The sequence below is a fragment of the Cytobacillus oceanisediminis 2691 genome (assembly GCF_007678455.1).
In the GTDB taxonomy this organism is placed as follows: domain Bacteria; phylum Bacillota; class Bacilli; order Bacillales; family Cytobacillaceae; genus Mesobacillus; species Mesobacillus oceanisediminis_A.
This window is the reverse complement of the sequence record NZ_VEEP01000001.1, coordinates 671,953-698,197: the sequence shown is the minus strand read 5'-3', so window position 1 is coordinate 698,197 and position 26,245 is coordinate 671,953. Positions and strand designations below refer to the sequence as shown.

Sequence of the window (26,245 nt, the reverse complement as noted above, 5' to 3'; positions counted from 1 at the left end):
CCGGGAAAGGCCGGCGCACACGCTTCATATGTCAGTTACTTCCCCTTTGGAACTACCTGGCAGACTGTGAATCGGTCCTCTGATATAAGCCGTTCAGCTGCCTGATTGAGATCATCCATTGTGAGACTTTCAAGCACAGGGACTACTTCGAACAAATCCATATCATTGAAAGCGTAACGCGTGAATTGATTTGCGATATATTCTGGTGAATTCACCGCTCTTAAGAAAGCCCCAATTTTTTTCTTTTTTGTCCTTTCGAGGCTTTCAGCAGTGAGTCCCTGACCCGATTTCGCTTCCTTCAGCATCGCTTCAAGCTTACTGGCCAGGACATCCGGCTCATTTGTATCTCCGCCAACCATCGCGAACCCGAAACCTTGCTCCTGTGAATAGTCATAGGAAAACGTGTCGTCAATCAACCCCGAACTATACAATTCAGTGTAGTTATCAGAGCTTTTTCCAAATAGCATATCAAGGAGCACATTAACTGAAAGTTCATTTTTCAGCATTTCGCTTCCTGATTCAGTCGGGTTGGCAGCTTTGATTCCCACAAGGCATTTTGATGTTTGGACGTTCATTTTAAGGACTTGTTTCTTTTCAGCGACTCCAGCCTGTTCTGCATCAAATTTCCGCTGGATTTCAGGCTTGTTCTTATACTCTTTCTTGCTCTGGTTATCTTTTATCTGGCCCATGATTTCATCAGGGTTGACAGGACCAACCACAAACAGCAGCATATTGCTTGGGTGGTAGAAGGTTTCATAGCATTCATACAGCATATCTTTCGTTATATGGGAAATCGATTCGATGGTACCCGCGATATCGATGCTTACTGGGTGGTTTTTATACATATTCTGTATAAGCCCGAAATACAGCCTCCAGTCAGGGTTGTCATCATACATCGTGATTTCCTGCCCGATGATTCCCTTTTCCTTTTCAACCGTCTTCTCTGTGAAATAAGGCTCTTGAACGAAGTCAATCAGTGTTTCAAGGTTTTTCTCCACATTGGAGGTACTGGAAAATAAGTAAGCAGTCCTCGTAAACGATGTGAAAGCATTCGCAGATGCACCCTGCTTGCTGAACTGCTGAAATACATCCCCATCTTCCTTTTCAAATAATTTATGCTCAAGGAAGTGGGCAATGCCATCAGGGACCTTAACGTATTCATCCTTTCCCGGAGGAAGGAAGTGATTATCGATTGAACCGAATTTCGTTGTAAATGTGGCATATGTTTTATTGAAGCCTTTTTTCGGCAGAATGTAGACATCAAGCCCATTATTCAGCTTTTCATAGTACATTTCTTCCTGAAGTTGTTCAAAAGTGATCTTCTCCATTATTTGTCCGCCTCCAATCCAGTTAAGAAGTAAACCGTGTCAAGCTGGACCTTCTTGGCTACATCGACGATTTCTTCTTTTGTGGTTTTACTCATGCCCTGAAGCCAGTCATCGAGGCTAACATTTTGATCTGATACAACATTATGATAAAGGACCTCTACCATGCCTCTTGCAGTATCCATAGTTTCAAGCATTTGGTTTTCAATCACCGCTTTTGTCTGTTCAACTTCCTGATCGGTAAAATCGCCTGCTTGCATGGCTTCCATTTGTTCACGGATTATTTTAACAGCGAGCTCAAAATTTTCGAATTCGATACCAGACATGACCATCATCAAACCCTTGTGGCTTTCAAGACGACTGGCGACATAATAGGCAAGGCTGTTTTTTTCGCGGACATTCAAAAATAACTTGGAATGTGAGAAGCCGCCAAAGATACCATTGAACACCTGAAGTGCATAATAGTCCTGATCACCATAAAGCACATTTGTCCGATAGCCGATATTCAGCTTGCCTTGTTTTACATCTTCCTGATCTTTTACTGTTTTTTCTTCTATGCTGCCAGCATGATGTGTTTCCACCTTCACAGGGACCCTATCCTCGAATTGAAGCAGTTCGTCAGCAGTGGAATGGACTTCGTCTTCGTTCACATCGCCAATAATGTACAAATCCATTTCGTCCTCTGCAAAAGCCTGCTTGTAATACTCATACAAGTTCCCCTCATTAATCTGGGGGATATCGTCTATTTCTCCATTCACATGCAATGCATACGGCTCACCTTTACACATTTCCTGTACAAGCCTGAAATTGGAGTAGCGCATTTTATCATCATAAACTGCCTGAATCCTCTGTTTAAGGGTGCGCTTTTCCTTCTCCACCGTTTCTTTGTCAAAAGCATCATTCTCGGCCAGAGGATTGACAAGGATTTCTGCGATTAATTCCATCCCCTTTTTCAACAAAGGCTCTGGGTCACTCAGGAATTTTTCATTGGCAATTTCAAGCGAGAAGCTAATGACCTGGTACTCCCCTTTTTTGGATACATCAACATAAAGATTGGCCCCATAGAGCTCATCTAAATAGGAGCGCAGCTTTGAAGTTGTCTCGTATGCTTTTGAGCTGCTCTGCAGAACGTATGGAAGCAAAGCACGTTTTGTTACGTTTTCGCTCGTCAGAGGTGTTTTCATCTTCCAGACAATTGTGTTTGTCTTGAACTTTGCTGTTTTTACGATGTGAAGCTTGTAACCCTTCATATCCTTGATTGTTTCTGAAATGACAGCCATTTAAATCCTCCTTTAATGGGAACACGATAAGTAATCTTTTTCTATCCATTCTTCACTGTTTGTAATCCTGCAAAACATCTTTACTCTATGTATACGTTGAGATGCTCATATTTAATATTCCTATAAATACACTCTAACTATACCTTTCCATAGTTGTCTAATTCAAGCAATTGCCAATTCGATTAAATTTGAACACAAAAGCTCCCCTCAAAATGGGGAGCTTTATATTTTCATTCTCTTGCTGCGGCAATTTCCGATACAGCATCAAAACGATATGTATAGCCTGTTTCAAATTTTACCTGATTCCTGCCAGCAGCCTTCGCGCTGTACAAAAGCTGATCGGTATAGCCTAATAGCTTATCAGGCAGTGACACTGTTTGTGAGGAAGCAATTCCGAAGCTCATCGTAATGGTTTTACAATCCCCGGTAAATTCCTCAGCCGCCAGGGTTGAATAAAGATCTTCAAAAAAGGCAACTTGTCTCATTTCATCCATTAAAGGCAAAAGGAACGCAAACTCTTCTCCACCGTATCGAAATGCCTGTGCGTCATGGCGGTCGGCCAGCTCCTGAAAAATCAACCCAATTCGCTTCAATATTTCATCACCGGTCAGGTGGCCAAACTGGTCATTCACCTGCTTAAAATAATCAATATCCCCCATGACAAGCATGAAATCTTCCTTATTGAGAGTAAGCATCCTCAACTGTTCCTGAAAATGCCTATGGTTGTATAAACCCGTGAGATAATCAGTGAACATCAATTCATGGAAAATTTCCTTTTGCTTGAGGTGCTTTCTTTCCCTTATGACAATAAGTGAACCAAATACACCGACAACCCAGATGAACGCGAGATTCAGGATAAACACAAAGGAAGTATAAAATTCAAAATGTCCCTGTGTAACATAAATGATGCTGTATCCAAGAGTTAAAAAGGCAGAGGACAAAATCGCCCCCTTTGTTCTCCAATAGATCGTCGCATGCATGACAAGCAAGTATGAAATCGGAAATAGCGGAGACATGGTTCCCCTGGTTAAAACGAGCAGCCAGATGAGTGCGACATAGTCGAATACAATACCTGCTTTAGTAAGCAATGAAAAATATTCATTTCCAGGAGGCAGCTTGACCAGGGCAATTTGTGCAGAGGCCATATAAATGAATCCCACTGTCAAAAGCAGCGGGAAGGTCTCTTCTGTAAAATCCAGCCTGTCAGCGAGAGGCGGATAATAAAAAACAAGAACACCAATAACAAGAAAAATCCAGCGCAAATAAGAAAATATCTTCTCTGTTTCACGGTCATCCAAATATAATGATAGCTTCATCTTATAGACCTCTTACCGCTATTTTTTTAACCAGCATTTTCCTATATTCTACCATAACGGTTTGAAAAATTCTAAATTTAATGTGTCATTTTCTTCTATATTTTAAAGGTTATCATTTTACTCAAATGTTACTAAACGAATGAATAGAAAAGAGGCACCTCGATAAAGGCACCTCTTGGTAAAAACTTATCTTTTTCCACTGTCGAATGTTTCACCGACGGCTTTTGGAGCCTGTGAAGACTTAGAAAAGATGACCAATGCGATCAGCGTTACGACATAAGGGAAAATCTTCAGCAGAATTGGCGGGATGACAGCCAATTCTGGAATTACCTGTGATACGTTTGCAATTGTACTGGCAAAACCAAAGAAGAATGTCGCTGCCAATACGCCAAGCGGCTTCCACTGTCCAAAGATCAAGGATGCCAATGCAAGGAATCCTAGACCAGATACAGTACCTGTGAACTCACCAGCGTAAGTCACAATGATCAAAGCTCCGCCAAGACCAGCAAACGCACCGGAAATAAGGACTCCACTATAGCGTATTCTTCGCACATTAATTCCTGCTGCCTCTGCTGCCTGCGGGAATTCACCACAGGATCTTAGACGCAGACCGAATCTTGTTTTGTAAAGGATAAACGAACTAATGAAAAGAATGGCCAATACAAACCAAGTAGTCGGATATGTTTTTGTAAAGAAAAGATCTCCAATTATCGGAATATCAGACAAGAAAGGGACATTCGAAGGTGTGAATCCACTAGTGATTCGGATATTCCCGCTTCCAGTCATATTTCTTGCAAGGAAAATCGTCAAGGCAGTCGCAATCAAATTGATTGCCGTACCACTGATGATTTGATCCGCATTCAAGTTAATGCTCGCAAATGCATGCAAGATTGAAAAAAGGATGCCTGCTGCTACAGCAGCCAATAATCCCAGCCAAAGAACGAGCGTATTGTTTTCGATTACACCACTCAGATAATGGATGGATAAAGCGCCAGAGAAAGCACCGATGATCATCAAGCCTTCAAGGGCAATATTGACAATTCCGCTTCGCTCACTAAAAAGACCGCCCAGGGCTGTAATCAGAAGAGGAATTGTAAAGACAATCGCGTAAGGAAAAATTTGTTCTATAATATGCCACATCTTAGGAATCTCCCTTCTCGACTACAGGACCACTTTTGTCTTTTCGGTTTGAGCTTCTCTTCTTGAATTTGTTCAGCAAGCGCTCAATCAGTACACTTGTCGCTGCGAAGTAGATAATGATCGCAATGATTGTATTCGCCAGTTCAGGAGGAATTTCAGTCATCGCATTCATAAAGCCTGTACCAGAATAGAGGATTCCAAATAAAACAGCTGCGAAGAATACACCAATTGGATTATTGGCACCAAGCAATGCTACTGCAATTCCATCATAACCCTGGGCTGGCAGGATTCCGATCTGGATACTGGAAGCATTACCAGTGTACAGCGCTACTCCTCCGAGTCCGGCAAGAGCACCTGAAATCAGCATAGATAAAATAATATTGCGATTTACTTTCATGCCTGCATATTCAGCTGCAAATCTATTAAAACCTACAGCCTTTAACTCATAACCTAAGGTCGTTTTATCGATAATGAACGCTATAATGATTACCGCAATGACCGCAAGGAACAATCCAAGGTTGATGTATGAACCCTGGAACATATCTGTCAGCCAAGGCGTACGCAGGGTAGCGGATTCTGCCAGCTTCTTGGATTCAGTTTCGAGGAATTCCCCTTTGAAGTATCCAGGAATCACATAATAGATCGTCCAATAAGCAATCCAGTTCATCATGATTGTCGATACAACCTCATGAACATTGAATTTTGCCTTAAGCAAACCAGGAACGAATGCCCAAAGCGCTCCGCCAAGCATCCCCACCAGAATCATGACCGCAAGAAGGACTGGTCTTGAAAAATCATATGTTAGACCAACAGCTGATGCCAATAAGCCGCCAACTAACATTTGGCCGGAAGCACCAATATTGAACAAACCAGTACGGAATGCAAAAGCAACGGACAGACCGGTAAATACAAGTGGAGTTGCCGTAGCCAAGGTATTCCCGATACGTTCAAGGTTCTTCAGGGCACCTTGAAGAAGATAGGAATAGCCTTCAATCGGGTTGCTTCCGATGAAGAGCATCAGGATTCCCCCGGCCACCAGTCCTAATAAAATCGATATTATAGATACGATGGTATGTCTCATATGCTTCTCTCCTTAGCCACGCCTGCCATCATTAGACCAACTTCATTTTCGTTCGTTTCAGCAGCGATCACTGTTCCGACCAGTTCACCGTTGTTAACGATTGCTATACGGTCAGATAGCTGCAAGATTTCATCCAGCTCAAGAGAAACAAGCAATACTGCATTCCCCTTATCACGGTGTTCTACGATTCTCTTATGGATATATTCAATAGAACCTACGTCCAGCCCGCGAGTAGGCTGTACACAAATCAGCAGTTTCGGATCCAGCTCAAGTTCCCTTCCAATGATCGCTTTTTGCTGATTGCCGCCTGATAGTGTCCTGGCGATAGAGACTGCACCTTCGCCTGATCGCACATCAAAGTTGGTCAATATGTTTTGAGCATACGTTTTCATAGCGTTTTTGTTCAATATCCCATTTTTTGAAAAAGGCTTCTTGTTATAGATTTGCAGAACCATATTTTCCTGTAACGAGTAGTCCAGAACCAGTCCGCGTTTGTGCCTGTCTTCCGGAATATGGCTCATTCCCTTTTCAAGTCGCTCGCGAACAGGCAAGCTGCTGATCTCTGTGCCATCAATCTGGATAGAGCCTGATTCCGCTTTTCTTAATCCTGTGATTGCTTCAATAAGCTCTGTTTGGCCATTGCCTTCGACCCCGGCGATCCCAACAATTTCACCAGTACGGACTTCAAGTGAAAAATCTTTAAGGCCCATTACTTTTCTATTGTTTTTCACAGATAGAGAATCTATTTTAAGTACTACCTCTCCAGGAGCACTTTCTTTCTTATCCACTTTGAATGAAACATGACGGCCAACCATCATTTCTGCAAGGCTTGCCTCACTTGCTTCAGCCACATTGACAGTGCCGATTCCCTTTCCACGGCGTATTACCGTACAGCGGTCAGCTACTGCTTTAATTTCTTTCAGTTTATGAGTGATAATGATGATAGACTTTCCTTCTTTAATAAGATTGCGCATAATCTTCATCAATTCATCAATTTCTGCTGGTGTAAGAACAGCTGTTGGTTCATCCAATATCAAGACGTCTGCTTCTCGGTAAAGCATCTTTAAAATTTCTACCCTTTGCTGCATACCTACTGAAATATCTTCAATTTTCGCGTGTGGATCCACATTCAATCCGTAATGCTTTGATAATTCTTCAATTCTTTTTGCTGCTTTGTCGATATCAAGCACCATGCCTTTAAGCGGCTCGCTGCCCAGTATGATATTTTCTGTTACGGTAAAATTCTCAACCAGTTTAAAGTGCTGGTGCACCATCCCGATTCCTAAACGGTTGGCCACATTAGGATTCGTGATGCGCACTTCTTTTCCATGGACTTTAACAACGCCTATTTCAGGCTGATACATCCCGAATAAAACGCCCATCAAGGTTGATTTTCCTGCACCATTTTCCCCTAACAGTGCATGGATTTCCCCTTTTTTCAATGTAAGGGTGATATTATCGTTGGCTACGATACCCGGGAACTCTTTCCGGATATTTAACATTTCTACAACATAACTCATAGTAGCACTCACCTTTGTATTAGACTCTATACCTTTTTTAAATAGGGAGTCCCCTATACTGGAACAGAATTTCTGGTAAAACTTCAAAAGACTTTTGAAAGATTGAAAATATTCAAGTCCTTATTTCAAAAATTTACCGTTCAGACTTTAATAGACAAAAGAGACGGAAACAACCGTCTCTTTCACTCTATTTTACTTAAACAAGTCACCTTGTTCAGCAGAGACTTTAACCTCTTCAGACTTGATCTTTTCATATACTTCCTTAACCTTGCTTACAGTTTCATCGCTTAGGTTAGGGTTCTTGTCAGGAAGACCGATACCATCGTTCTTGGCATCGAAAGTCAGAGTTTGTCCGCCAGGGAATTTGCCATCAAGTTCAGCCTGAACCATGTCGTAAGAAACCTGGTCAAGCTTCTTCATTGCAGAAGTCAGGATAACTGACTTGTCGCCTTCGTACTTACCATCTTCGTACTGGTCAACGTCTACACCAACGATCCAAACTTTTTCGCCTGATTTAGCGCGGTCTTTCGCTTCTTTAATAGCACCTACTCCAACACCGCCAGCAGCTGTGAAGATTACATCAACGCCACGGTCATAGTACTGAGCAGCAATTTGTCCGCCAGCAGCAGCATTATCAAATGAACCTTGATAGATAACGTTTTCTTGTTTGATTACTACATTTGTTCCAAGGTTTTCGTTAGCATACTTTAGACCTTGCTGGAAGCCCCAGTTGAACTTCTGTACAGCAGGGATTTCCATACCGCCGATGAAGCCAGCTTCACCTTCTTTTAATTCAAGAGCAGCTGCTACACCAGCAAGGAAGCCTGATTCGTGCTCTGCGAAGAATACAGCGACTGTGTTATCTTTTACAACAGGGTTGTAGTCTCCATTATGTGGATTTCCGTCAAGAATGACGAACTTAGCATCTTTATATTTATCTTGGGCTTGGAAAACAGCAGTTTCGAACTTAAAGCCAGGCGTAACGATGAACTTATATCCTGCGTCGTAAAGGTTACCCATTTCTTTTAAATATTCAGCTTCAGTTGTTCCTGCAGGCTTAAGGTACTTTGTGTCGACTCCGAATTTATCTTCAGCCTTCAGGATACCTTCCCATGTTCCCTGGTTGAATGATTTGTCATCAATTGTACCAGCATCCGTAACCATACCAACTTTTAAATCTGACTTCTTGCTGTCGCCGCCTTTTTCATCGCTATCGCTGCCACAGCCAGCTAACATTGTGCCTGCTGCCAAAAGCAATGACATTACCAAACCAAATTTACGCTTTTTCAAGGTTTGTACCCCCTAGAGAATGTTTGTTGGATTTCGCAGGAATGTTCTGAAAAACCGAACAGATAGCGTTTTCATAACTCAGAAAAAATTAAACTCTCTTTCTCAGGACATGAAAACTGAACTTATCGGCTTTAAAGTAATTTACGGAATAAAGGATTGGTACGTCATTTTCATCGAAATGCATCTGCTTTAAAACAAGCAGGGCAGTTTCGGGTTCACATTCCAGGATCGGTGAAATTTTTTCATGATAGCCTATCGGCTCGATTTGTGCGACCGCATATGTAACCTTCCTGTTCGACATGACTTCAAGGAGATGAAGCAGTGATTCATCTTCATATGAAAAGTCACCAGACAGGATTTTTCCGGGGATTTTGTCCAGACAATAGACAACAGGTTCCCCATTTGCGGTCCTTACTCGTTCAATCAAAGTGATTTCATCATCCACAGAGCATGAAAAACGACGGATATCCTCTTCAGTTGGCCCGGTAGTCGTAGAGTTCAAAAAGATGGTTCCTGGCTTCATCCCGGCCTGTTCAATCATTGCGGTAACACTGTTAAGCTGCTCGATTCCTGAAGAAAACAATGGTTTAGCGTTCACGAAAGTACCTACACCATGCCGGCGGATAATCACATTTTCTTCTTCAAGAATCCGCAAGGCTTCCCTTAGTGTAGCTCTGCTTACGCCAAGCTGTTTGGCAAGATCGAATTCTGATGGGAGTTTTTCTCTTTCTTTATAAACACCCTTCTGAATATCCTGCTTCAGGTGATCGATTACTTGTAAATACAGGTGCCGGTTATCTGATTTGATCGACATGAGGCGTTCCTCCAACCTTTTTGCTCAAAGACATCAGACCTCTGATGTATAGCATTCCTACTAATCGAAAATACTATAACACTTTTTTAAGGATAAATAAATAGAGTTTCAACATTTTGTCGAAAAAAGCTAGAAAGACCAAAATTGTCAATTTTTTCGGGACAAATAACCTATATTTCTGATATAATTGTAGTTTGAAAGCGTTTTTAATAGTATGACACTATTAGGTTTTACAAGTGCTAAATCCCCAGAAACAATAATAAAAGCCGGATGCACGCATCCGACTTTTTGCCCATTCACAGTCAATTCTTATGCTTCTTCTGACTTAGCAACCAGAACATTACGTGGTTTGCTGCCTTCATATGGCCCGACAATTCCGCGAAGTTCCATCTCATCAATTAGTCTGGCAGCACGTGAATATCCAATCCTGAACCTTCTCTGGAGCATAGATACAGATGCTGTCTGCATCTCGACGACAAGGTCCACAGCATCACTGTACAAATCATCCTCGACTTCCGAGGTATTCTCTGGAACATCTTCAGGAATCATTTCTTCCTGGTATTGCGCCTTCTGTTGCCCGATCACATAATTCACAACTTCTTCTACCTCATCATCTGACAAAAATGCTCCCTGTACCCTGACAGGCTTCGATGCGCCAACCGGCAGGAACAGCATGTCTCCTCTTCCCAGCAGCTTCTCGGCGCCGCCCATATCCAGTATCGTCCTTGAGTCTGTCATTGAAGATACGGCAAATGCGATTCTTGAAGGAATGTTCGCTTTGATGACGCCGGTAATGACATCGACAGAAGGCCTTTGGGTAGCGATGATCAAATGGATTCCAGCCGCACGGGCCATCTGTGCCAGCCGTGTGATCGAATCTTCGACATCTGAGGATGCGACCATCATCAAGTCTGCCAGCTCGTCCACAATGACAACAATGAAAGGCAGAAGTGGCTGGTTGGCCTCTTCCTCATTATTGTACCGCTTGATATATTCATTATAGCCTTCTATGTTTCTTGTTCCGGTATGTGAGAAGAGTTCATAACGCCTTTCCATCTCATTGACCACTTTCTTGAGCGCCTGAGATGCCTTTTTCGCATCCGTTACCACTGGCGCCAGCAAATGAGGGACACCATTGTAGACATTCAGTTCGACCATTTTAGGGTCGATCATCATCAGTTTGACCTCATGAGGCTTGGCCCGCATCAGGATACTTGTGATGATTCCGTTTATACAGACACTCTTTCCGCTGCCTGTCGCTCCGGCAACAAGGAGATGGGGCATTTTATTCAATTCTGCCAGCACTGCTTCGCCTGTAATATCACGTCCAAGTCCAATCTGGAGCTTTGACCCTGGTTTATTATGCTGCTTTGATTCAATGACTTCCCGTAAAGAAACCATTGCCACCTCTGAGTTGGGAACTTCGATCCCGATTGCAGACTTACCTGGAATTGGCGCCTCAATCCTGATATCCTTTGCAGCCAAAGCAAGCGCTAAATCATCATTCAAGCTAACAATCCTGCTGACCTTCACTCCGACATCCGGATGGACTTCATATTTTGTAACGGCTGGCCCGAGATGGACCTGGGTAACCCTTGCTTTCACCCCAAAACTATGGAATGTTCGCTCAAGCTTAGCCGCATTTGCATGAATCATTTCATATTCGCCGCTTTGGTCGGTTTTATTCGGGAGTTTCAATAAATCAATTGGCGGCAGCTCATAAGAAGTATTCTCTACCTCTGTAAAAGTAATCGGCTGCTGCAGGTCCTCTCCATCGTCTTCGGATTTAGTTTCCGCTTTAGCTTTCTTTTCGGGCTGCTGTATTTGTGTTTCAGACGGAGTTGCATATGCCCGTTCTGCAAAGCTGGAGATGATTGGTTCTGGAGTCGGTTCCACAGGAATGTCAATTGTTTTTTCCACAGAACCCTCTTCCATGGCTGTCTGCTTACCTTCATTTTTAGCCTTTTTAGCTTCTTTGTTTTGGACTGATTTCTTTTGCTGCTGATTTTCTTTCCATTGCTTCAAGTCCTCAATGAATGAAAGCCATTGATCTCTGATGAACCCGCCCATAGGCGCAATAATCTTACTCGTAACTTCTGTAAAGGTTCTGCCTGTTACAAGAATTCCGCCAATGATAATTAAAAGAAACGCAATCAGCTGGGAGCCTGCTGCATCGAATAAATAGTAAAACAACGCAAACATCACTGCGCCGATCATTCCGCCGCCAAGGTCTGTGGTGCTTGTCTCGCCTTTCGCTTCCATGACAAATAATTCAAAGGTATTCTTGATGACACTGGGGTCTTTAAACTTCCCCCCATTGGATAAGAGCTCAAACAAGGTCACATGACTCAGCAACAAAATCGCACCGATAATCAGGTATGTACCAATCAATTTAGTGTGGAAAATGAAAGGGAGTCGTCTTTTCCACATTATAAAGATGCTGAATACGACAAGTCCAACGAGACTGAGCATGTACCATTCGCCGAAGAAAAAGCGGAAAAACATCACGATTGTTCTTCCGACAGCGCCCAGATCTGCCATCGCAATGATGGCCAATGCGAGCAAGGCTAACCCGGCAAGTTCATATTGAACGGTTGTTTTTACTGCATTCTTCTTTCTCGATTGCCGTCTTTTCTTTTTGGCCATTATATATCACCTGAATCTATATAGCTTCACTTACAGCATAAACAACAAAACGAACCTTCAAACTTCAGTAAGAAGAAAAGCAGCCCTATCCGGCTGCCCAATGCTGAGTGTATCCATATTATATCATATTTGCCAGTTGAAACGGCACTTCGTTTTAATAAGCGCATAAAAACAATACCATTCTAAGAAAGTGAAAGGGTCGACCCGGGTCTGCATATTGGGTCCATATAGTGATTCGGATCCGTACTCATGACCCTGACGATCCGGTATTCATTATTTTCTGTCCATTCAGCCATTAGCGGGATTCCGTTGTAGGAAATCATAACCTGGTTAATCGCTTCTTCCTCGCTATAAGGGAATATCTGTTCATGGGGCATCATTGTATACAGGATCATTGCACGATCACTTCTGTCTTTGGCTTATTTATATCGATCAGTTCATTGAGCTTCTTCATTGCTTGTCCGATGCCGCCGACTTCATGGATCAAGCCCATGTCCACTGCATCATGGCCAACGACATTTGTTCCAATGTCCCTGGTCAGGTTTCCTTTGGCAAACATAAGCTCTTTGAATTTTTCCTCAGGAATGTTCGAATGCTTCGTCACAAAATTAACAACTCTCTCTTGCATTTTATCCAGGTATTCAAAGGTTGCAGGAACCCCGATTACCAGACCAGTCAATCTGATTGGATGAATGGTCATCGTCGCTGTTTCAGCGATAAAAGAATAATCACAGGAAACTGCGATCGGCACACCGATTGAATGGCCTCCTCCTAACACGATCGAGACTGTCGGCTTCGAAAGGGAAGCAAGCATCTCTGAAATGGCTAGACCCGCTTCTACGTCACCGCCAACCGTGTTCAGGATGACAAGAAGGCCTTCGATATTCGGGTTCTGCTCAATAGCAACAAGCTGCGGAATAAGATGTTCATATTTTGTTGTCTTGTTATGAGGCGGCAGCTGCATATGGCCTTCAATTTGGCCTACAATCGTCAGGCAATGGATTTTCGAATCCTGGGACAGCTGCGGTACATTCGTCTGGCCAAGCTGCTGGATCTTTTCAAGAAGGCCTGATGGTTTATTTTCCTGTTCCCCCTCTGGTCCTTGTTGTCCTTCCTGGGTTTCTGCACTGTTTATATTCATTTCCTTATCCATCCTTAAATGCTCCCTTCAGGCATGATAATTTTAGTATGAACATCATCCTCAATTTCATTCCGGAAGCGGTTTTTATGAAGGATGTTTTCAAGCAAATCAATTTACCTAAAGGGCTTTTTCAGTTGAACCTATCGAAAAACAGCAAACAATAAAGAGGGTATCCCAAAAGGTATAAAATTTTGGGACACCCTCTTTATTTAGGTCGGCTTGTAAAATGGGTCCGTTGATTTCAATTCCAGGCACTTCGCTTTCCGCGGGGGAAGAATTATGAAAAAGCTCAAGTGCCAGCTTTTTCAAAGACCAAATTCTTCTTGGCTGGCGCTGAGCCCGCAGGAGTCTTCGCACCTTCCACTCCAATCAACTCAGGTTTCAAAATTTATTTACAAATAAAATTAAAACAAGATCATTCCTCTTTAGGGATTATTTAATTGCCACCAAAAAACATGAGGAAATGAAAAAAGGCGGACTCTCAATTGATGTTATACAACTTATTGAGACACCCTCTTTTCTCTTATTATTTTACTTCCATTAAGATTGGCATGATCATAGGACGGCGTTTTGTTTTTTCAAATAAATATTGATTTAAGGAATCGCGCATTTCCTGCTTTAAGCCAGCCCAGTCGAAGGGTTCTTTTAGAAGGTTTTTTTCAACAATATCCCTTATAAGGGAGGCTGACTCTGCCATCATTTTTTCCGATTCGCGTACATATACAAACCCACGTGAAATAATTTCTGGCCCTGCAGCAATTTTCCTGTCTGCTTTATTCAGTGTCACGACAACAATTAATACACCATCCTGTGAAAGCAGTCTCCGGTCACGGAGTACGATATTCCCTACATCTCCAACACCGATTCCATCTATCAATATGTTTCCTGCCTGCACTTTTTCTGTGGCCTTTAGTTTACCGCCTGAAATCTCAATCACATCTCCACGGTCAGGTATGAAAATATTTTCTTCAGGTATGCCACATGACTGAGCTACTTTTTTATGTGCTTTCAACATTTTATATTCACCGTGTACAGGAATGAAGAATTTCGGATTCATCAAATTGATCATGAATTTTAATTCTTCCTGGCTTCCATGACTTGAAACCTGGACACTTTTCTTGCTCGCCACTACGTTCGCTCCGGCCCGGTAAAGCATATCCATTGTTTTGTAAATGAATACTTCGCTTCCCCTTAGAGGAGAGGCAGCGAACAGGACAGTGTCCCCTTCCTTGATATTCACCTGAGGATGGGCTTGCTTAGCCATTTTCTGCAGGACTTCTATTGGCTCTCCCTGGCTGCCAGTCGTTAAAATAACTACTTCAGCATCGCCGTACTTCTTCAGGTCATCCACTGCAATGAGCAAGTCACTTTCAACTTGAAGATAGCCGAGCTCCAGAGCGATATCAAAAACCCTTTTCAGGCTTTTTCCCACCACCGCTACCTTGCGGCCATGCGAAGCTGCACTATTGAAAAGATGTTGGACCCTGTTTAAATCCGAAGCAAAACAGGCAGCAATGATGCGGCCATTTGCCTTATAAAAAACGCTCGATAGTTCCTCTATAACAGTTGTTTCAGAAGGCGTATAACCAGGTTTTTCAGCCTCTGTACTGTCCGAAAGAAGGCAGAGAACCCCTTGCTCGCCAATGGCGGCCATCCTGCCGATATCCGGCTTATACATCGGTGCTGCAGCCTGGTCGAATTTATAGTCCCCTGTATGTACAATGGCCCCTTCCGATGTATGGATACAAACTCCGACAGAGTCTGGGATACTATGGTTTGTCTTGAAAAATGAAACAGAAACCACGCCAAAGTCCAGTTTGGTATCTGCCGTAATTTCATGGAATTCGACTTTGCCGACAAATTCCTGCTCACTCATTTTTTCCTTTGCCAGCGCAAGAGTAAGCTTTGTTCCATATACCGGGACATTCATTTTCCGCAGGACGTAGGTCAGCGCTCCTATATGGTCTTCATGGCCATGAGTCAGGAAAATTCCTTTTACTCTTTCACTGTTAGCACTCAAATATGAAAAGTCGGGAATGACGATGTCGATCCCCAGCATTTCATCCTCCGGAAACATCAACCCGGCATCCACCACAAAAATATCATTGTCCACTTCGGTGACATACATATTTTTGCCGATTTCCCCTACGCCACCTAGCGCAATGATTTTAATAATTTCGTTTTTCTTTTTAATCAATTCCCTGCCCCTCCTATGAGTTTTCTCCCGAACAAAATCAGTTAAAATCATTATACTTGATGGCAGAAAATCTTTACAACTTTATTCTCCGGCTCTCTATTGGCAGTGGGCTTCCATATCCAGGTCATAAAAAGAAAAATACAAAACACTTATACACAATAAAATAAGGCCAGCCTTACCAGGCCGGCCCTTGTACTATTCGAATAATTTCGCTACCGCTGTTCTTTCTTGCTCTGTCAATGGAACCATCGGCAAGCGCACTGAGCCGACGTCGAGCCCTTTCAGCTGCAATGCAGTTTTAACTGGTCCAGGGCTCGGTGCGGCAAACAAACCTTGCATGACTGGAAGGAGACGCTGGTGCATTTTCGCTGCATCCTCGTTTCTTCCACTGAAGAATGCATCAACCATCGCTTGCATCTCGTTGCCAATCACATGGGATGCTACAGAGACGATGCCCACCCCGCCAATAGCAAGCACAGGAAGTGTCAACCCGTCGTCACCGCTGTAAAGAAGGAAATCATCAGGTGTGCTGGCAATGATTTTCGTCATCGCGTTAAGGTCGCCGCTTGCTTCCTTGACGGCCACGATATTCGGGATTTCTGCCAGCTTGATCACCGTTTCAGGAAGAATATTGACTACAGACCTGCCCGGGATGTTATACACCATCACTGGCAATGAAGTAGCTTCAGCTGCTGCTTTGAAATGCTGGTAGAGTCCTTCCTGGTTTGGCTTGTTATAATAAGGGGCAACGATCATTATCGCGTCCACACCAATTTCTTCGGCTTTTTTCGTCAATTCGATAGTAGCATAAGTGTTGTTGCTGCCTGTACCTGCTATGACGGGAACTCTTTTGTCAACGACTTTCACGACATGCTGAAATAAAGCGATTTTTTCTTCCTTTGAAAGAGTCGGAGATTCACCTGTCGTTCCCGCGACAACCAGTGAATCTGTACCGTTCGAAATCAAATGGTTGACTAGCTGGGTCGTTTTAGCGAAATCAATGTGACCTTTATGATCAAATGGGGTCACCATTGCTGTAGATACTCTTCCGAATTGAACCATTCCTGTTCACTCCTATTCTCAAAAGCTTCCGTCTGCCAAGGCTGGAAGCCATTTTATATATCGTGTCTTTCGAACTCTATTGTTTCTTCTTCGAGCTGGAAAGCATCATGAAGTGCATTCACTGCCTTCCCCAAATCATCCTGTTTGACCAGGACCCAAATGGTTGTGTGGCTGTCAGCGGATTGGAGAATCCGGATGCCCTTCTCAGACAGTGCTGTAACGATCTTCGAGGTCACACCTGGAACACCTGCCATACCTGCCCCTACGACAGAGACCTTCGCACAATTCTTCTCTATCTGCGGTGTGTGGCCTAATCCTTCGAGGACTTTCACTGCCCGGTCTGTCATTTCATCCAGCACAGTATACACTACTCCATTAGGGGAAATATTGATGAAATCCACGCTGATGTTTTCATTGGCCATAGCCTTGAACACTTCTGATTGTAGATTGTATTGGTCCTTTTTGGCAAAAACTTTGATTTGGCTGACATTCGAAACATGGGCGATGCCTGTAACAGGACGCTCCTTGATGTCAGTTCCTTTATTTTCACGATTCAGGGTTGTAACTAATGTCCCGAGGCCATCAGAATACGTGGACCTGATCCTGATCGGTACTTTTGCCTGCATGGCAATCTCGACAGCACGAGGGTGGATGACCTTCGCGCCCTGATATGCCATATTGCACACCTCTGTATAGGTCACCACAGAAAGAGGCCGTGCGTTATCCGCAATCCTCGGATCAGCTGTCATGATTCCTTCAACATCGGTAAAGATGTCAATCCATTCAGCGTTCAAAGCCGCGCCTAATGCTGCTGCGGACGTATCACTGCCGCCTCTGCCAATCGTTGTTACGTCTCCATTTTTGGCTGCTCCCTGGAATCCTGCTACAACGACTGCATCAACATGGTCCAGTTCCCGCAGCAAACGGTCACACTTCATATCCAGGATCCTTGCGTTCGTATGCTCGCTGTTGGTCCTGAACCCTGCCTGTGCACCAGTAAGGGCAGTCGCATTGATGCCATTTTCTATCAGCATATTTGTAAAAACCACACTCGAAATCGTTTCACCGCAAGAAAGCAGCAGGTCGTGCTCGCGCTTGCTGATCCTGCTCCCATTTCCACCAATCAGGCTGAGGAGAGTGTCTGTAGCGTACGGATCACCCTTCCTGCCCATCGCAGAAACAACCACAACTGCTTTATATCCGTCAGCAACCGCATTTTTAATATGGCCTATTGCGTGACTGCGGCTTTGCTCATCACGAACAGACGTACCGCCAAATTTTTGAACGATTATTTTCATCGTAACACCTCAGAAATTCTGTCATTTAACCTAATGCAATTATTTTACAAGACCGAGTTTTACAAGACTTTCAGCAATCTGGACAGAGTTCCACGCAGCACCTTTCAGCAGGTTATCTGATACTACCCACATATGGAAGCCTTTATCGTTGTCAAGGTCCTTCCTTATTCGGCCAACGAATACATCGTTTTTTCCTACACAGAATGCAGGCATAGGATATAACTGCTGGTCCGGATTATCTTGAAGGACAACTCCTGGAGCATCTGCGAGCAATTCCTTCACTTCAGATGCGGCTACTCCGCCTTCGCCAATTTCGATGTAAACTGATTCAGAATGGCCAGTACCGACAGGGAGCCGCACACAAGTAGCAGCAACCTGAAGCTCAGGCATATGCATGATTTTCTTGGTTTCATTGATCATTTTCATTTCTTCATACGTGAACCCATTTTCAACGAATGTGTCAATCTGCGGAATGGCATTGAAGGCAATCTGGTAGTGCTTTTCTCCAGATTTAACAGGAAGGATCTTTGGCTCATATTCTTTGCCATCCAGAATCGCCCTAGTTTGTTCCTTCATCTCTTCCACGGCTGCTGCACCTGCACCAGAAACTGCCTGGTAGGTTGAGACGATGATCTTATCAAGGCCGTATTTCTTGCGGAGCGGCTCCAGTGCCACGACCATCTGGATTGTCGAGCAGTTTGGATTAGCGATGATTCCATTATGATTGCGCAAATCTTCTTCATTAACTTCTGGTACTACCAGCGGAATATTTTCTTCCATCCTGAAGGCACTTGTGTTATCAACAACGATTGCTCCGCGCTTGACAGCCTCAGGAGCCAATTGTTTCGATACACTGCCGCCTGCGCTGAAAAGAGCTATATCCACTCCTTCAAAGCTTTCCGGTTTTGCTTCCTGAACTGTTATTTCGTTACCTTTATAATGAACCTTCGTACCAGCAGATCTTGCTGAAGAAAGCAGTAATAGTTCCGAAACTGGAAAATCCCTGTTTTCAAGCGTTTGGATCATTTGCTGCCCAACTGCTCCTGTTGCTCCAACTACTGCTACTCGGTAACCTTTTCTCTCTGACATATCTGTTTCCCCTTCCACTGCCATTATCGTTTTAATATCCGTTAAAAGCCGGTTGTTTGAACATAAGTATAACGGCGGCTTATAAGAAATGCGCAAGCGCCCAGGCCAGCCCAGAAACCCATCCTCACTCCGTACGAAAGCTTTTCGCATGGTACTTTGGGACGTTCTCCTGAGTTAAAACAGGCCAGGCGCAGATTCTAGACATTTTTTACTTGTCTTAAAAACCGCCTTGTATATTATCCTATATTTTATCATATTCAATCATTAAGGAAAGAAAGATTTTGCTTCACTGCCGGAGAAAAGCGTTTCCAGTTAGACTAGTCAGGTCGTTTATCTTGATTTCTGCTGATTTGACGGTATCCTTCCTTGGATTTTCCCTAGTTATCCTTATAACGTTCAACAAGAACTGGCTGCAATTGCTTTCCTTCCATTGCCTCCAAAACCGTTTCGGAGAGCATCTCCATTCTGGCAACCATTGAATTTGGTTTTTTTACCGGATCATCCTGGCCAAAAGGAATCATGAAAATATTTTTGGTTGCCATTAGTCTCATCAGGTTGACGCCATTGAGTCCCAAGGCATCGTTCGTGGAAATGCCGAGCACTACTGGTTTTTGGTTTCTTAAAGTCGCTTTCGCAGCCATCAAAACTGGTGAATCAGTCATGGCATTTGCAAACTTGCTCATCGAGTTTCCGGTGAGAGGCGCAATGACCATGCAATCCAGCGGGATTTTGGGCCCAAGAGGCTCTGCCTTCACAATTGAATCGATCACCTTATTGCCGGTAAGCTCCTCAATCCGCTGTACCCAGTCCTCCCCTTTTCCAAAACGTGTTTCAGTATTTTTTACGGTGAAGGTGACAACAGGCAGAACTTCTGCACCTGCATTCACTAATTTTTCAATTTCGGGAAAAACAGCATCATACGTACAATGAGAACCTGTCAATCCAAATCCGATCTTTTTTCCTTGTAAACTCATACTTCTTTCTCCTTTCGGTTAGAAAAGTCTTCCATAAGCAGCTGAGAAAGAACATTCGCCAGAATTTGCCCAGCAGTCTTTGGGGCTACGATGCCCGGCAAACCTGGCGCAAGCAAAGCCTTGATTCCCCGTTTTTCAGCATAGCGAAAATCCGTTCCACCTGGTTTCGATGCAAGGTCAATGATCAAGGTATGGGCGGGCATCCTCGAAATGACAGAAGCAGTAACAATCTGGTTAGGAATGGTATTGATGCAAATATCGCTATCAGAAACTGCCTTTCCTATGTCTGATAAAAGGAAAGGTTCTAATCCCATTTCAGTAATCCTTGCAATATGCTCGCTTTTCCGGGCACCTACCTTAACCTTTGCTCCAAGCGCATGGAAGGTTCTCGCAACACTCATACCGACCCTGCCAAGTCCCAGAACAGAAACATTGGAACCATGTATCGTAAAATCCGTGTGCTGGATTGCCATCATGATCGTTCCTTCCACTGTCGGAATCGAGTTATAAATGGCGACATCATCACGGGAGAATAGCTGTACGAGTTTGCGGTTGGCCTGGCTGGCGATCCCCGTCAAGTACGAGTTGCTGATACCAGAATAAACCTTACAGTGTTCCGGAGTCCGTTCAAGCATTTCTTTTATGATTACAACTCTTTCATTTGAGAAAATGGTTTCGACCTGACCCTCCAGGCTAGTTCCGGGAACAGGCAGGATCAAAGCATCCTGTACTGAAAAATCAACTTCATCTATCTTTTCTTTTGAGGCACCTGTGAAAGCATGGTCCAACTGCTCGAAGCCTATTAAAGAAAGCTTTGCATCAAGCTCTGTCAGCTTGCGAATAATCTCCAGCTGTCTAGCATCACCGCCGATAACCGCGATTTGCATACCTGTCAGCATGAGAACAATCACCTTCTTTTCCATTAATCCTGGATTAAAATTTCTATTCAACATGAACTACTTCAACATCATATGTATCAAACGCGGAATAGGTGAGTTTTCCATAAAAGAAAAGCACCCACAAGCGGCTGTGAACTCACTAATCTTTTAATAATCAGCAAAAAAAATAAGCCGGCATGAAAGCCCGCTTTTTACTCATCATCTGGTATATCGATGATGATCATATCTGAACCGATTTTCTTGATGTGCTTCCATGGCACCCTTACCTCCCCGGATTGCTTGCGGAGGCCAAACCATTTTAATGATGGAATGATCAATGCTTCGATTTGCCCTGTTCTTTCGTTGATTTCCAAATCTGTTTGACCAAGTACTCCTAACCTCTCTGCCCTTTTCACATCGACAATTTCTTTGCCGCCAAGTTCACTCAGTTTCATGATGGACCTCCCCGTCACTTTGTCCTTATTCTATATTTATCGTTTCGGAACCCTTTTTAGAATATAAAAAACAGCAGCTTCTTAAAGAAACTGCTGTCCTGGAATTCATTATTGTGTTGGGAGCTCGCCGCTAGGGCTGATCAGGGATACTGAATATTGGTCTGTGAATATCTTATTGGCCATGCCGTCAACACGGTCCTTTGTCACCTGATCGATTTGTTCGACGATTTCATCAAGAGAGCGATGCCTTCCAAGCAGAAGCTCATTTTTCCCATTCCTGCTCATCCGGCTGTTTGTGCTCTCAAGGCTTAACATCAAACTGCCTTTCAGTTGTTCTTTGCTGTTATTAAGTTCTTTTTCCGTAATGCCGTCTGCGCGAAGCTTATCGAGCGTCTCCTGAATGGTCTCATACAAAACATTCAGCTGATTTGAACCAGTTCCTCCATAAATTGTGACCATCCCGCTATCCCTGTATGCGGAATGATAGGAAAATACAGAGTAGGCTAGACCGCGCTGTTCCCTGACTTCCTGAAATAATCTGCTGCTCATGCTTCCGCCGAGCACATTATTCAGGACAATCAAGTTGTATACGTCAGAATGGCCGATCTGCAGCCCTTCGAATCCCAGGCAAAGGTGGGCTTGCTCAGTCTCTTTCTTGCGTGATATTTGTTTCGTATGGAATTCCGGCTTAATGTATTCCAACTCTTCCTTGCTCGCTTCGTAGGAGCCAAAGAATTGTTCAGCATTTTTAATGAATGATTCCGGGACATTCCCGGCAATTGAAATGACTACATTCTCAGGCCTATACATGTCATGCATGTATTGCTCTAATTTTTCTCCTGTAAAGGTTTGGAGCGTTTCCTCAGTACCTAGGATCGGATACCCCAGTGGATGATCACCGTAAATAGCCTGGCTTAGCAAATCATGGACGATATCATCAGGCGTATCCTCATACATTTTGATTTCTTCATTGACTACATTCTTCTCTTTATTCAATTCTTCAGAATCAAAAGTAGAATGAAAGAACATATCAGCCAATACTTCAAGGGCATATTGGGCATGGTTATCCAATACTTTTGCATAATAGCATGTATATTCCTTGGAGGTGAAGGCATTCACCTGACCGCCGATGCTGTCAAATGATTCGGCTATTTCTCTGGCAGACCTGGTTTTGGTGCCTTTAAAAAACATATGTTCAAGGAAATGGGAGATTCCATTATTATCAGGATTTTCATTGCGGGAGCCCGTTCCAATCCAAACTCCTATGGCTACTGACCGGACTGTCGGGATTTGTTCTAGTACAATTCTTACCCCATTTTGGCATGTATATTTCTTTATCATTATATTCCTCCTCTGGAACCTGCTGCTAAAAAACTACTGCATTTACTTAGTATAGTCCATTTAACTTACTTTTTCCAAATACAATGCTATTCTTTCATATTTTTTGCCGGGAGGATGCGATTTTCACTTAACAATTCCGATACAGTTCCTATTTGCAAGCCCTTACTCTTGATTTCCGTGATCAATTGGTCCAGCGATGAAGCAGTCGCCTCGGTGGGGTGCATCAGGATCAATGCTCCGTTATGAACCTTTCCCATCACCCTGCTAATCAGCTTTTCCCGGGTGGGCTTCTGCCAATCGATCGTATCCACGCTCCACATGACTGTGCCTAAGTTATGAGCTGCTGCAATGTCTACTACTTCGTCTTTATAAGAACCGCTTGGTGGTGCAAACCATTTAGTCTTTTCACCAGTCACAGCTTCAATGACCTCATCTGTCTTCCTGATTTCCTCATTAATTTTAGGTGCTGATAGTTGTTTCATATCAGGGTGCGTGAAGGAGTGGTTGCCAATTTCATGGCCTGCATCAGAAATCATTTTCGCCATACCCGGATTATTTTTTACCCATCTTCCCTCCAGAAAGAAACTTGCGGTCACATTATGCTTTTTTAATGTGGCAAGCATACCGGAAAGATACTCATTTCCCCATGCCACATTGATGATAAAGCTGACCATAGGTTTTTCTGGATGTCCTTTGTAGACTGCTTGAGGCGGCAAGTCACTCAAATGGATTTCAGGCGGCACTTGAACAAAAACAAGCTTGTCAGGATTGAATTTGCCTGCCTTTTTCATCCTGGCGTATGATTTTTTCACATCGACTTTTAGTCCGTTATAGCCCGGAATTACCTTCCAGACTGGATCCTTTCTTGCGTCAGAGGGTTCAACCTCATAATCTTTTGCCTTCATTTCAATTTCCGCCATCAAGGAATCTTCCTGTCCTGAAACAGCCATGCTTCCCGTTTTAAGTCCTGCTACATATGTATGGGAAAATGGATTATTAACCATGGTCCAGGCTGAAATCAGCATGATAGAAACCAGCGCAATTTTTCTCATTCTCATTCTATGTGCCTCCTCTTCTGTTAGGGCATCCAAAGCTATGTATGTTCGTCTTTGATTAAAGATGGCCTTATTTTATTTTATGAAGCAGAAGGACAAGGTAGAACGAGTGTGATTTGTTCACATACATAAAAAGGCCGGGGATTTCCCGGCCTTGTTTTTATCTTATGATTGTTTTTCAGCTTTTTCGCGCTGTTCTTTCAATACTGCTTTGCGTGAAAGATTTACTCTTCCTTGTTTGTCAATTTCGGTGACCTTGACAAGGAGTTCATCGCCAAGCTTCAGGACATCTTCGACTTTTCCTACTCGCTCTTCAGCAAGTTCGGAAATATGGACCAAACCATCTTTTCCAGGGAAAATTTCCACGAAAGCACCGAACTTTTCGATACGGCGGACTTTTCCGAGGTACATTTGGCCAACTTCGACTTCACGGACGATATCTTCGATGATTTTCTTTGCTTTTTGATTCATTTCTTCATCAACGGAAGCAATGAAAACTGTACCATCTTGTTCGATATCGATTTTTACGCCGGTTTCTTCGATGATCTTATTGATTTGCTTGCCGCTTGGTCCAATGACATCACGGATCTTATCAGGATTGATAGACATTGTGATGATTTTTGGAGCGTATTTTGATAAGTTGCCGCGCGGCTCGTTGATTGTTGCCATCATTGATTCAAGGATTTGCATGCGGCCTTTTTGAGCCTGCTGCAAAGCCTCTTCAAGAATCTCACGTGACAAGCCTTCAATCTTTATATCCATTTGAAGAGCAGTAACACCCTTGGAAGTACCTGCTACCTTGAAGTCCATATCGCCAAGGTGGTCTTCCATGCCCTGGATATCAGTAAGGATTGAATAGTGCTCACCTGACTTGATTAGACCCATTGCAATACCCGCTACAGGTGCTTTAATTGGTACACCTGCATCCATCATCGCTAATGTACTTGCACAAATACTCGCTTGTGAAGTTGAGCCATTTGACTCCAATACTTCTGAAACAAGACGGATTGTATATGGGAAATCTTTTTCGTTTGGAATGATTGGTTCTAGTGCTCTTTCACCAAGTGCACCGTGCCCGATTTCACGTCGGCCAGGTCCGCGGATCGGTCCTGTTTCACCAACAGAGAATAATGGGAAATTATAATGGTGCATGAATCGTTTTTCTTCTTCGATTCCAAGGCCGTCCAGAATCTGCACATCTCCCATTGCACCAAGAGTACAAATGCTCAATGCCTGAGTTTGGCCCCTTGTGAATAATCCGGAACCGTGGGTTCTAGGAAGCATGCCTACCTCAGAAGAAAGCGGGCGAATTTCATCGACGCCACGTCCATCTGGACGGACTTTTTCCTCTGTGATCAGGCGGCGAACTTCACCTTTTACAATTTTATCAAGGATTTGTTTGACCTGCTTCAGCTTGTCGTCATCCGCTTCCTGCTCTTCATAGCGGGCGACAACAGCATTTTTCACTTCTTTGATCGCGTCTTCACGTGCATGCTTCTCCTGGACCTGGATAGCAGCAACCATGTCTTGCTCACAGATTCCGCGGACTTCAGCTTCAAGCTCTTTATCCAATTCAAAAAGTTTTATTTCTCTTTTTTCTTTACCAACCTGTGCGACGATTTCCTGTTGGAACGCAATCAAGCGCTTGATTTCATCATGTCCGAACATGATTGCTTCAAGCATCACTTCTTCAGGTACCTCTTCAGCACCTGCTTCAACCATGTTGATTGCATCCATTGTACCAGCCACTACGAGGTGCATATCACTTTTCTCGGTTTCTTCAACTGATGGATTAATCACAAATTTACCATCGATCCTTCCCACAGTAACACCAGCGATTGGTCCTCCAAATGGAATATCAGAAACTGAAAGTGCCAAAGATGACCCAAACATAGCAGCCATTTCTGATGAACAGTCTTGGTCAACACTCATGACAATGCTGATTACCTGAACATCATTTCGGAATCCATCCGGAAATAGCGGGCGGATTGGTCGGTCGATTAAACGGCTTGCAAGGATCGCTTTCTCACTAGGGCGGCCTTCTCGCTTAATGAAACCGCCAGGGATTTTCCCGACAGCATATAGTCTCTCTTCATAGTTAACAGTCAAAGGGAAGAAGTCCAGATTCTTCGGTTCTTTTGACGCAGTAGCTGTACTTAATACAGCTGTATCTCCATAACGGACAAGGACTGCACCACTTGCCTGCTTTGCAAGCTGTCCGATTTCGACTGTCAGCTTGCGTCCTGCCCAGTCAAAGGAAAAACTTTGTTTTTCTTGTACCATGCTTTTTAGCCCCTCTCTACCACTAAATACACCCTGGCTGTGCCCGGGTATTTATTTAAA

General features: G+C 43.5%; 22 protein-coding genes. All 22 read right to left on the bottom strand.

The window, feature by feature from the left end:
* Nucleotides 1-35: 35 nt before the first annotated feature.
* Nucleotides 36-1,328 (bottom strand): EF-P 5-aminopentanol modification-associated protein YfmH, encoded by a 1,293-nt coding sequence (gene yfmH, locus FS736_RS03450; RefSeq protein ID WP_144474935.1) that lies wholly within the window; start codon nucleotides 1,326-1,328, stop codon nucleotides 36-38.
* Nucleotides 1,328-2,605 (bottom strand): EF-P 5-aminopentanol modification-associated protein YfmF, encoded by a 1,278-nt coding sequence (gene yfmF, locus FS736_RS03445; RefSeq protein ID WP_144474934.1) that lies wholly within the window; start codon nucleotides 2,603-2,605, stop codon nucleotides 1,328-1,330. Before yfmF ends, yfmH begins: the two co-directional genes overlap by 1 nt.
* A 230-nt stretch (nucleotides 2,606-2,835) precedes the next feature.
* Entirely contained in the window at nucleotides 2,836-3,921 is a 1,086-nt protein-coding gene (locus FS736_RS03440; RefSeq protein WP_144474933.1) for a GGDEF domain-containing protein, read from the bottom strand.
* A 186-nt stretch (nucleotides 3,922-4,107) separates the two neighbouring features.
* The gene (locus tag FS736_RS03435) at nucleotides 4,108-5,061 is read right to left on the bottom strand and encodes an ABC transporter permease (RefSeq protein ID WP_144474932.1); all 954 of its coding nucleotides are present in this window, start codon (nucleotides 5,059-5,061) and stop codon (nucleotides 4,108-4,110) included.
* 1 nt (nucleotide 5,062) lies between these two features.
* Entirely contained in the window at nucleotides 5,063-6,142 is a 1,080-nt protein-coding gene (locus tag FS736_RS03430) for an ABC transporter permease (protein ID WP_144474931.1), read from the bottom strand.
* Nucleotides 6,139-7,662, bottom strand: a complete 1,524-nt coding sequence (locus tag FS736_RS03425; RefSeq protein ID WP_144474930.1) for an ABC transporter ATP-binding protein — start codon at nucleotides 7,660-7,662, stop codon at nucleotides 6,139-6,141. Before FS736_RS03425 ends, FS736_RS03430 begins: the two co-directional genes overlap by 4 nt.
* A 192-nt stretch (nucleotides 7,663-7,854) precedes the next feature.
* The gene (locus FS736_RS03420; RefSeq protein ID WP_251541956.1) at nucleotides 7,855-8,952 is read right to left on the bottom strand and encodes a BMP family lipoprotein; all 1,098 of its coding nucleotides are present in this window, start codon (nucleotides 8,950-8,952) and stop codon (nucleotides 7,855-7,857) included.
* Nucleotides 8,953-9,040: 88 nt separating this feature from the next.
* Nucleotides 9,041-9,766, bottom strand: a complete 726-nt coding sequence (locus tag FS736_RS03415) for a GntR family transcriptional regulator (protein ID WP_144474929.1) — start codon at nucleotides 9,764-9,766, stop codon at nucleotides 9,041-9,043.
* A 309-nt stretch (nucleotides 9,767-10,075) separates the two neighbouring features.
* The gene (locus tag FS736_RS03410; RefSeq protein ID WP_144474928.1) at nucleotides 10,076-12,412 is read right to left on the bottom strand and encodes a DNA translocase FtsK; all 2,337 of its coding nucleotides are present in this window, start codon (nucleotides 12,410-12,412) and stop codon (nucleotides 10,076-10,078) included.
* 182 nt (nucleotides 12,413-12,594) lie between these two features.
* The gene (locus FS736_RS03405; protein WP_144474927.1) at nucleotides 12,595-12,807 is read right to left on the bottom strand and encodes a YlzJ-like family protein; all 213 of its coding nucleotides are present in this window, start codon (nucleotides 12,805-12,807) and stop codon (nucleotides 12,595-12,597) included.
* Nucleotides 12,804-13,565: a ClpP family protease gene (locus tag FS736_RS03400; RefSeq protein ID WP_395883494.1), complete on the bottom strand. Its 762-nt coding sequence runs from the start codon at nucleotides 13,563-13,565 to the stop codon at nucleotides 12,804-12,806. The genes FS736_RS03405 and FS736_RS03400 overlap by 4 nt, the downstream gene beginning before the upstream one ends.
* A 105-nt stretch (nucleotides 13,566-13,670) precedes the next feature.
* Nucleotides 13,671-13,862, bottom strand: a complete 192-nt coding sequence (locus FS736_RS03395) for a hypothetical protein (protein ID WP_144474926.1) — start codon at nucleotides 13,860-13,862, stop codon at nucleotides 13,671-13,673.
* A gap of 217 nt (nucleotides 13,863-14,079) precedes the next feature.
* A complete protein-coding gene (locus FS736_RS03390) occupies nucleotides 14,080-15,750 on the bottom strand; it encodes a ribonuclease J (RefSeq protein ID WP_144474925.1) in 1,671 nt (556 codons plus the stop codon).
* A 195-nt stretch (nucleotides 15,751-15,945) separates the two neighbouring features.
* On the bottom strand, nucleotides 15,946-16,812 hold the full coding sequence (gene dapA, locus FS736_RS03385) for a 4-hydroxy-tetrahydrodipicolinate synthase (protein ID WP_144474924.1): 867 nt from the start codon (nucleotides 16,810-16,812) through the stop codon (nucleotides 15,946-15,948).
* A 53-nt stretch (nucleotides 16,813-16,865) separates the two neighbouring features.
* Nucleotides 16,866-18,110: an aspartate kinase gene (gene dapG / locus FS736_RS03380; RefSeq protein ID WP_144474923.1), complete on the bottom strand. Its 1,245-nt coding sequence runs from the start codon at nucleotides 18,108-18,110 to the stop codon at nucleotides 16,866-16,868.
* Between the two features lie 39 nt (nucleotides 18,111-18,149).
* Nucleotides 18,150-19,199 (bottom strand): aspartate-semialdehyde dehydrogenase, encoded by a 1,050-nt coding sequence (gene asd, locus FS736_RS03375; RefSeq protein ID WP_144474922.1) that lies wholly within the window; start codon nucleotides 19,197-19,199, stop codon nucleotides 18,150-18,152.
* A 377-nt stretch (nucleotides 19,200-19,576) separates the two neighbouring features.
* Nucleotides 19,577-20,173 (bottom strand): dipicolinate synthase subunit B, encoded by a 597-nt coding sequence (gene dpaB, locus FS736_RS03370; RefSeq protein WP_144474921.1) that lies wholly within the window; start codon nucleotides 20,171-20,173, stop codon nucleotides 19,577-19,579.
* A complete protein-coding gene (gene dpaA, locus FS736_RS03365) occupies nucleotides 20,170-21,072 on the bottom strand; it encodes a dipicolinic acid synthetase subunit A (RefSeq protein ID WP_144474920.1) in 903 nt (300 codons plus the stop codon). Before dpaA ends, dpaB begins: the two co-directional genes overlap by 4 nt.
* Before the next feature lie 191 nt (nucleotides 21,073-21,263).
* Nucleotides 21,264-21,506, bottom strand: a complete 243-nt coding sequence (locus FS736_RS03360) for a YlmC/YmxH family sporulation protein (protein ID WP_144474919.1) — start codon at nucleotides 21,504-21,506, stop codon at nucleotides 21,264-21,266.
* 108 nt (nucleotides 21,507-21,614) lie between these two features.
* Entirely contained in the window at nucleotides 21,615-22,847 is a 1,233-nt protein-coding gene (locus tag FS736_RS03355; RefSeq protein ID WP_144474918.1) for a M16 family metallopeptidase, read from the bottom strand.
* 86 nt (nucleotides 22,848-22,933) lie between these two features.
* Nucleotides 22,934-23,899 (bottom strand): polysaccharide deacetylase family protein, encoded by a 966-nt coding sequence (locus FS736_RS03350; RefSeq protein ID WP_144475007.1) that lies wholly within the window; start codon nucleotides 23,897-23,899, stop codon nucleotides 22,934-22,936.
* 168 nt (nucleotides 23,900-24,067) lie between these two features.
* Nucleotides 24,068-26,185 carry a polyribonucleotide nucleotidyltransferase gene (gene pnp / locus FS736_RS03345; protein ID WP_144474917.1) on the bottom strand — a complete coding sequence of 706 codons (2,118 nt, stop codon included), beginning with the start codon at nucleotides 26,183-26,185 and terminating at the stop codon, nucleotides 24,068-24,070.
* Nucleotides 26,186-26,245 lie beyond the last annotated feature (60 nt).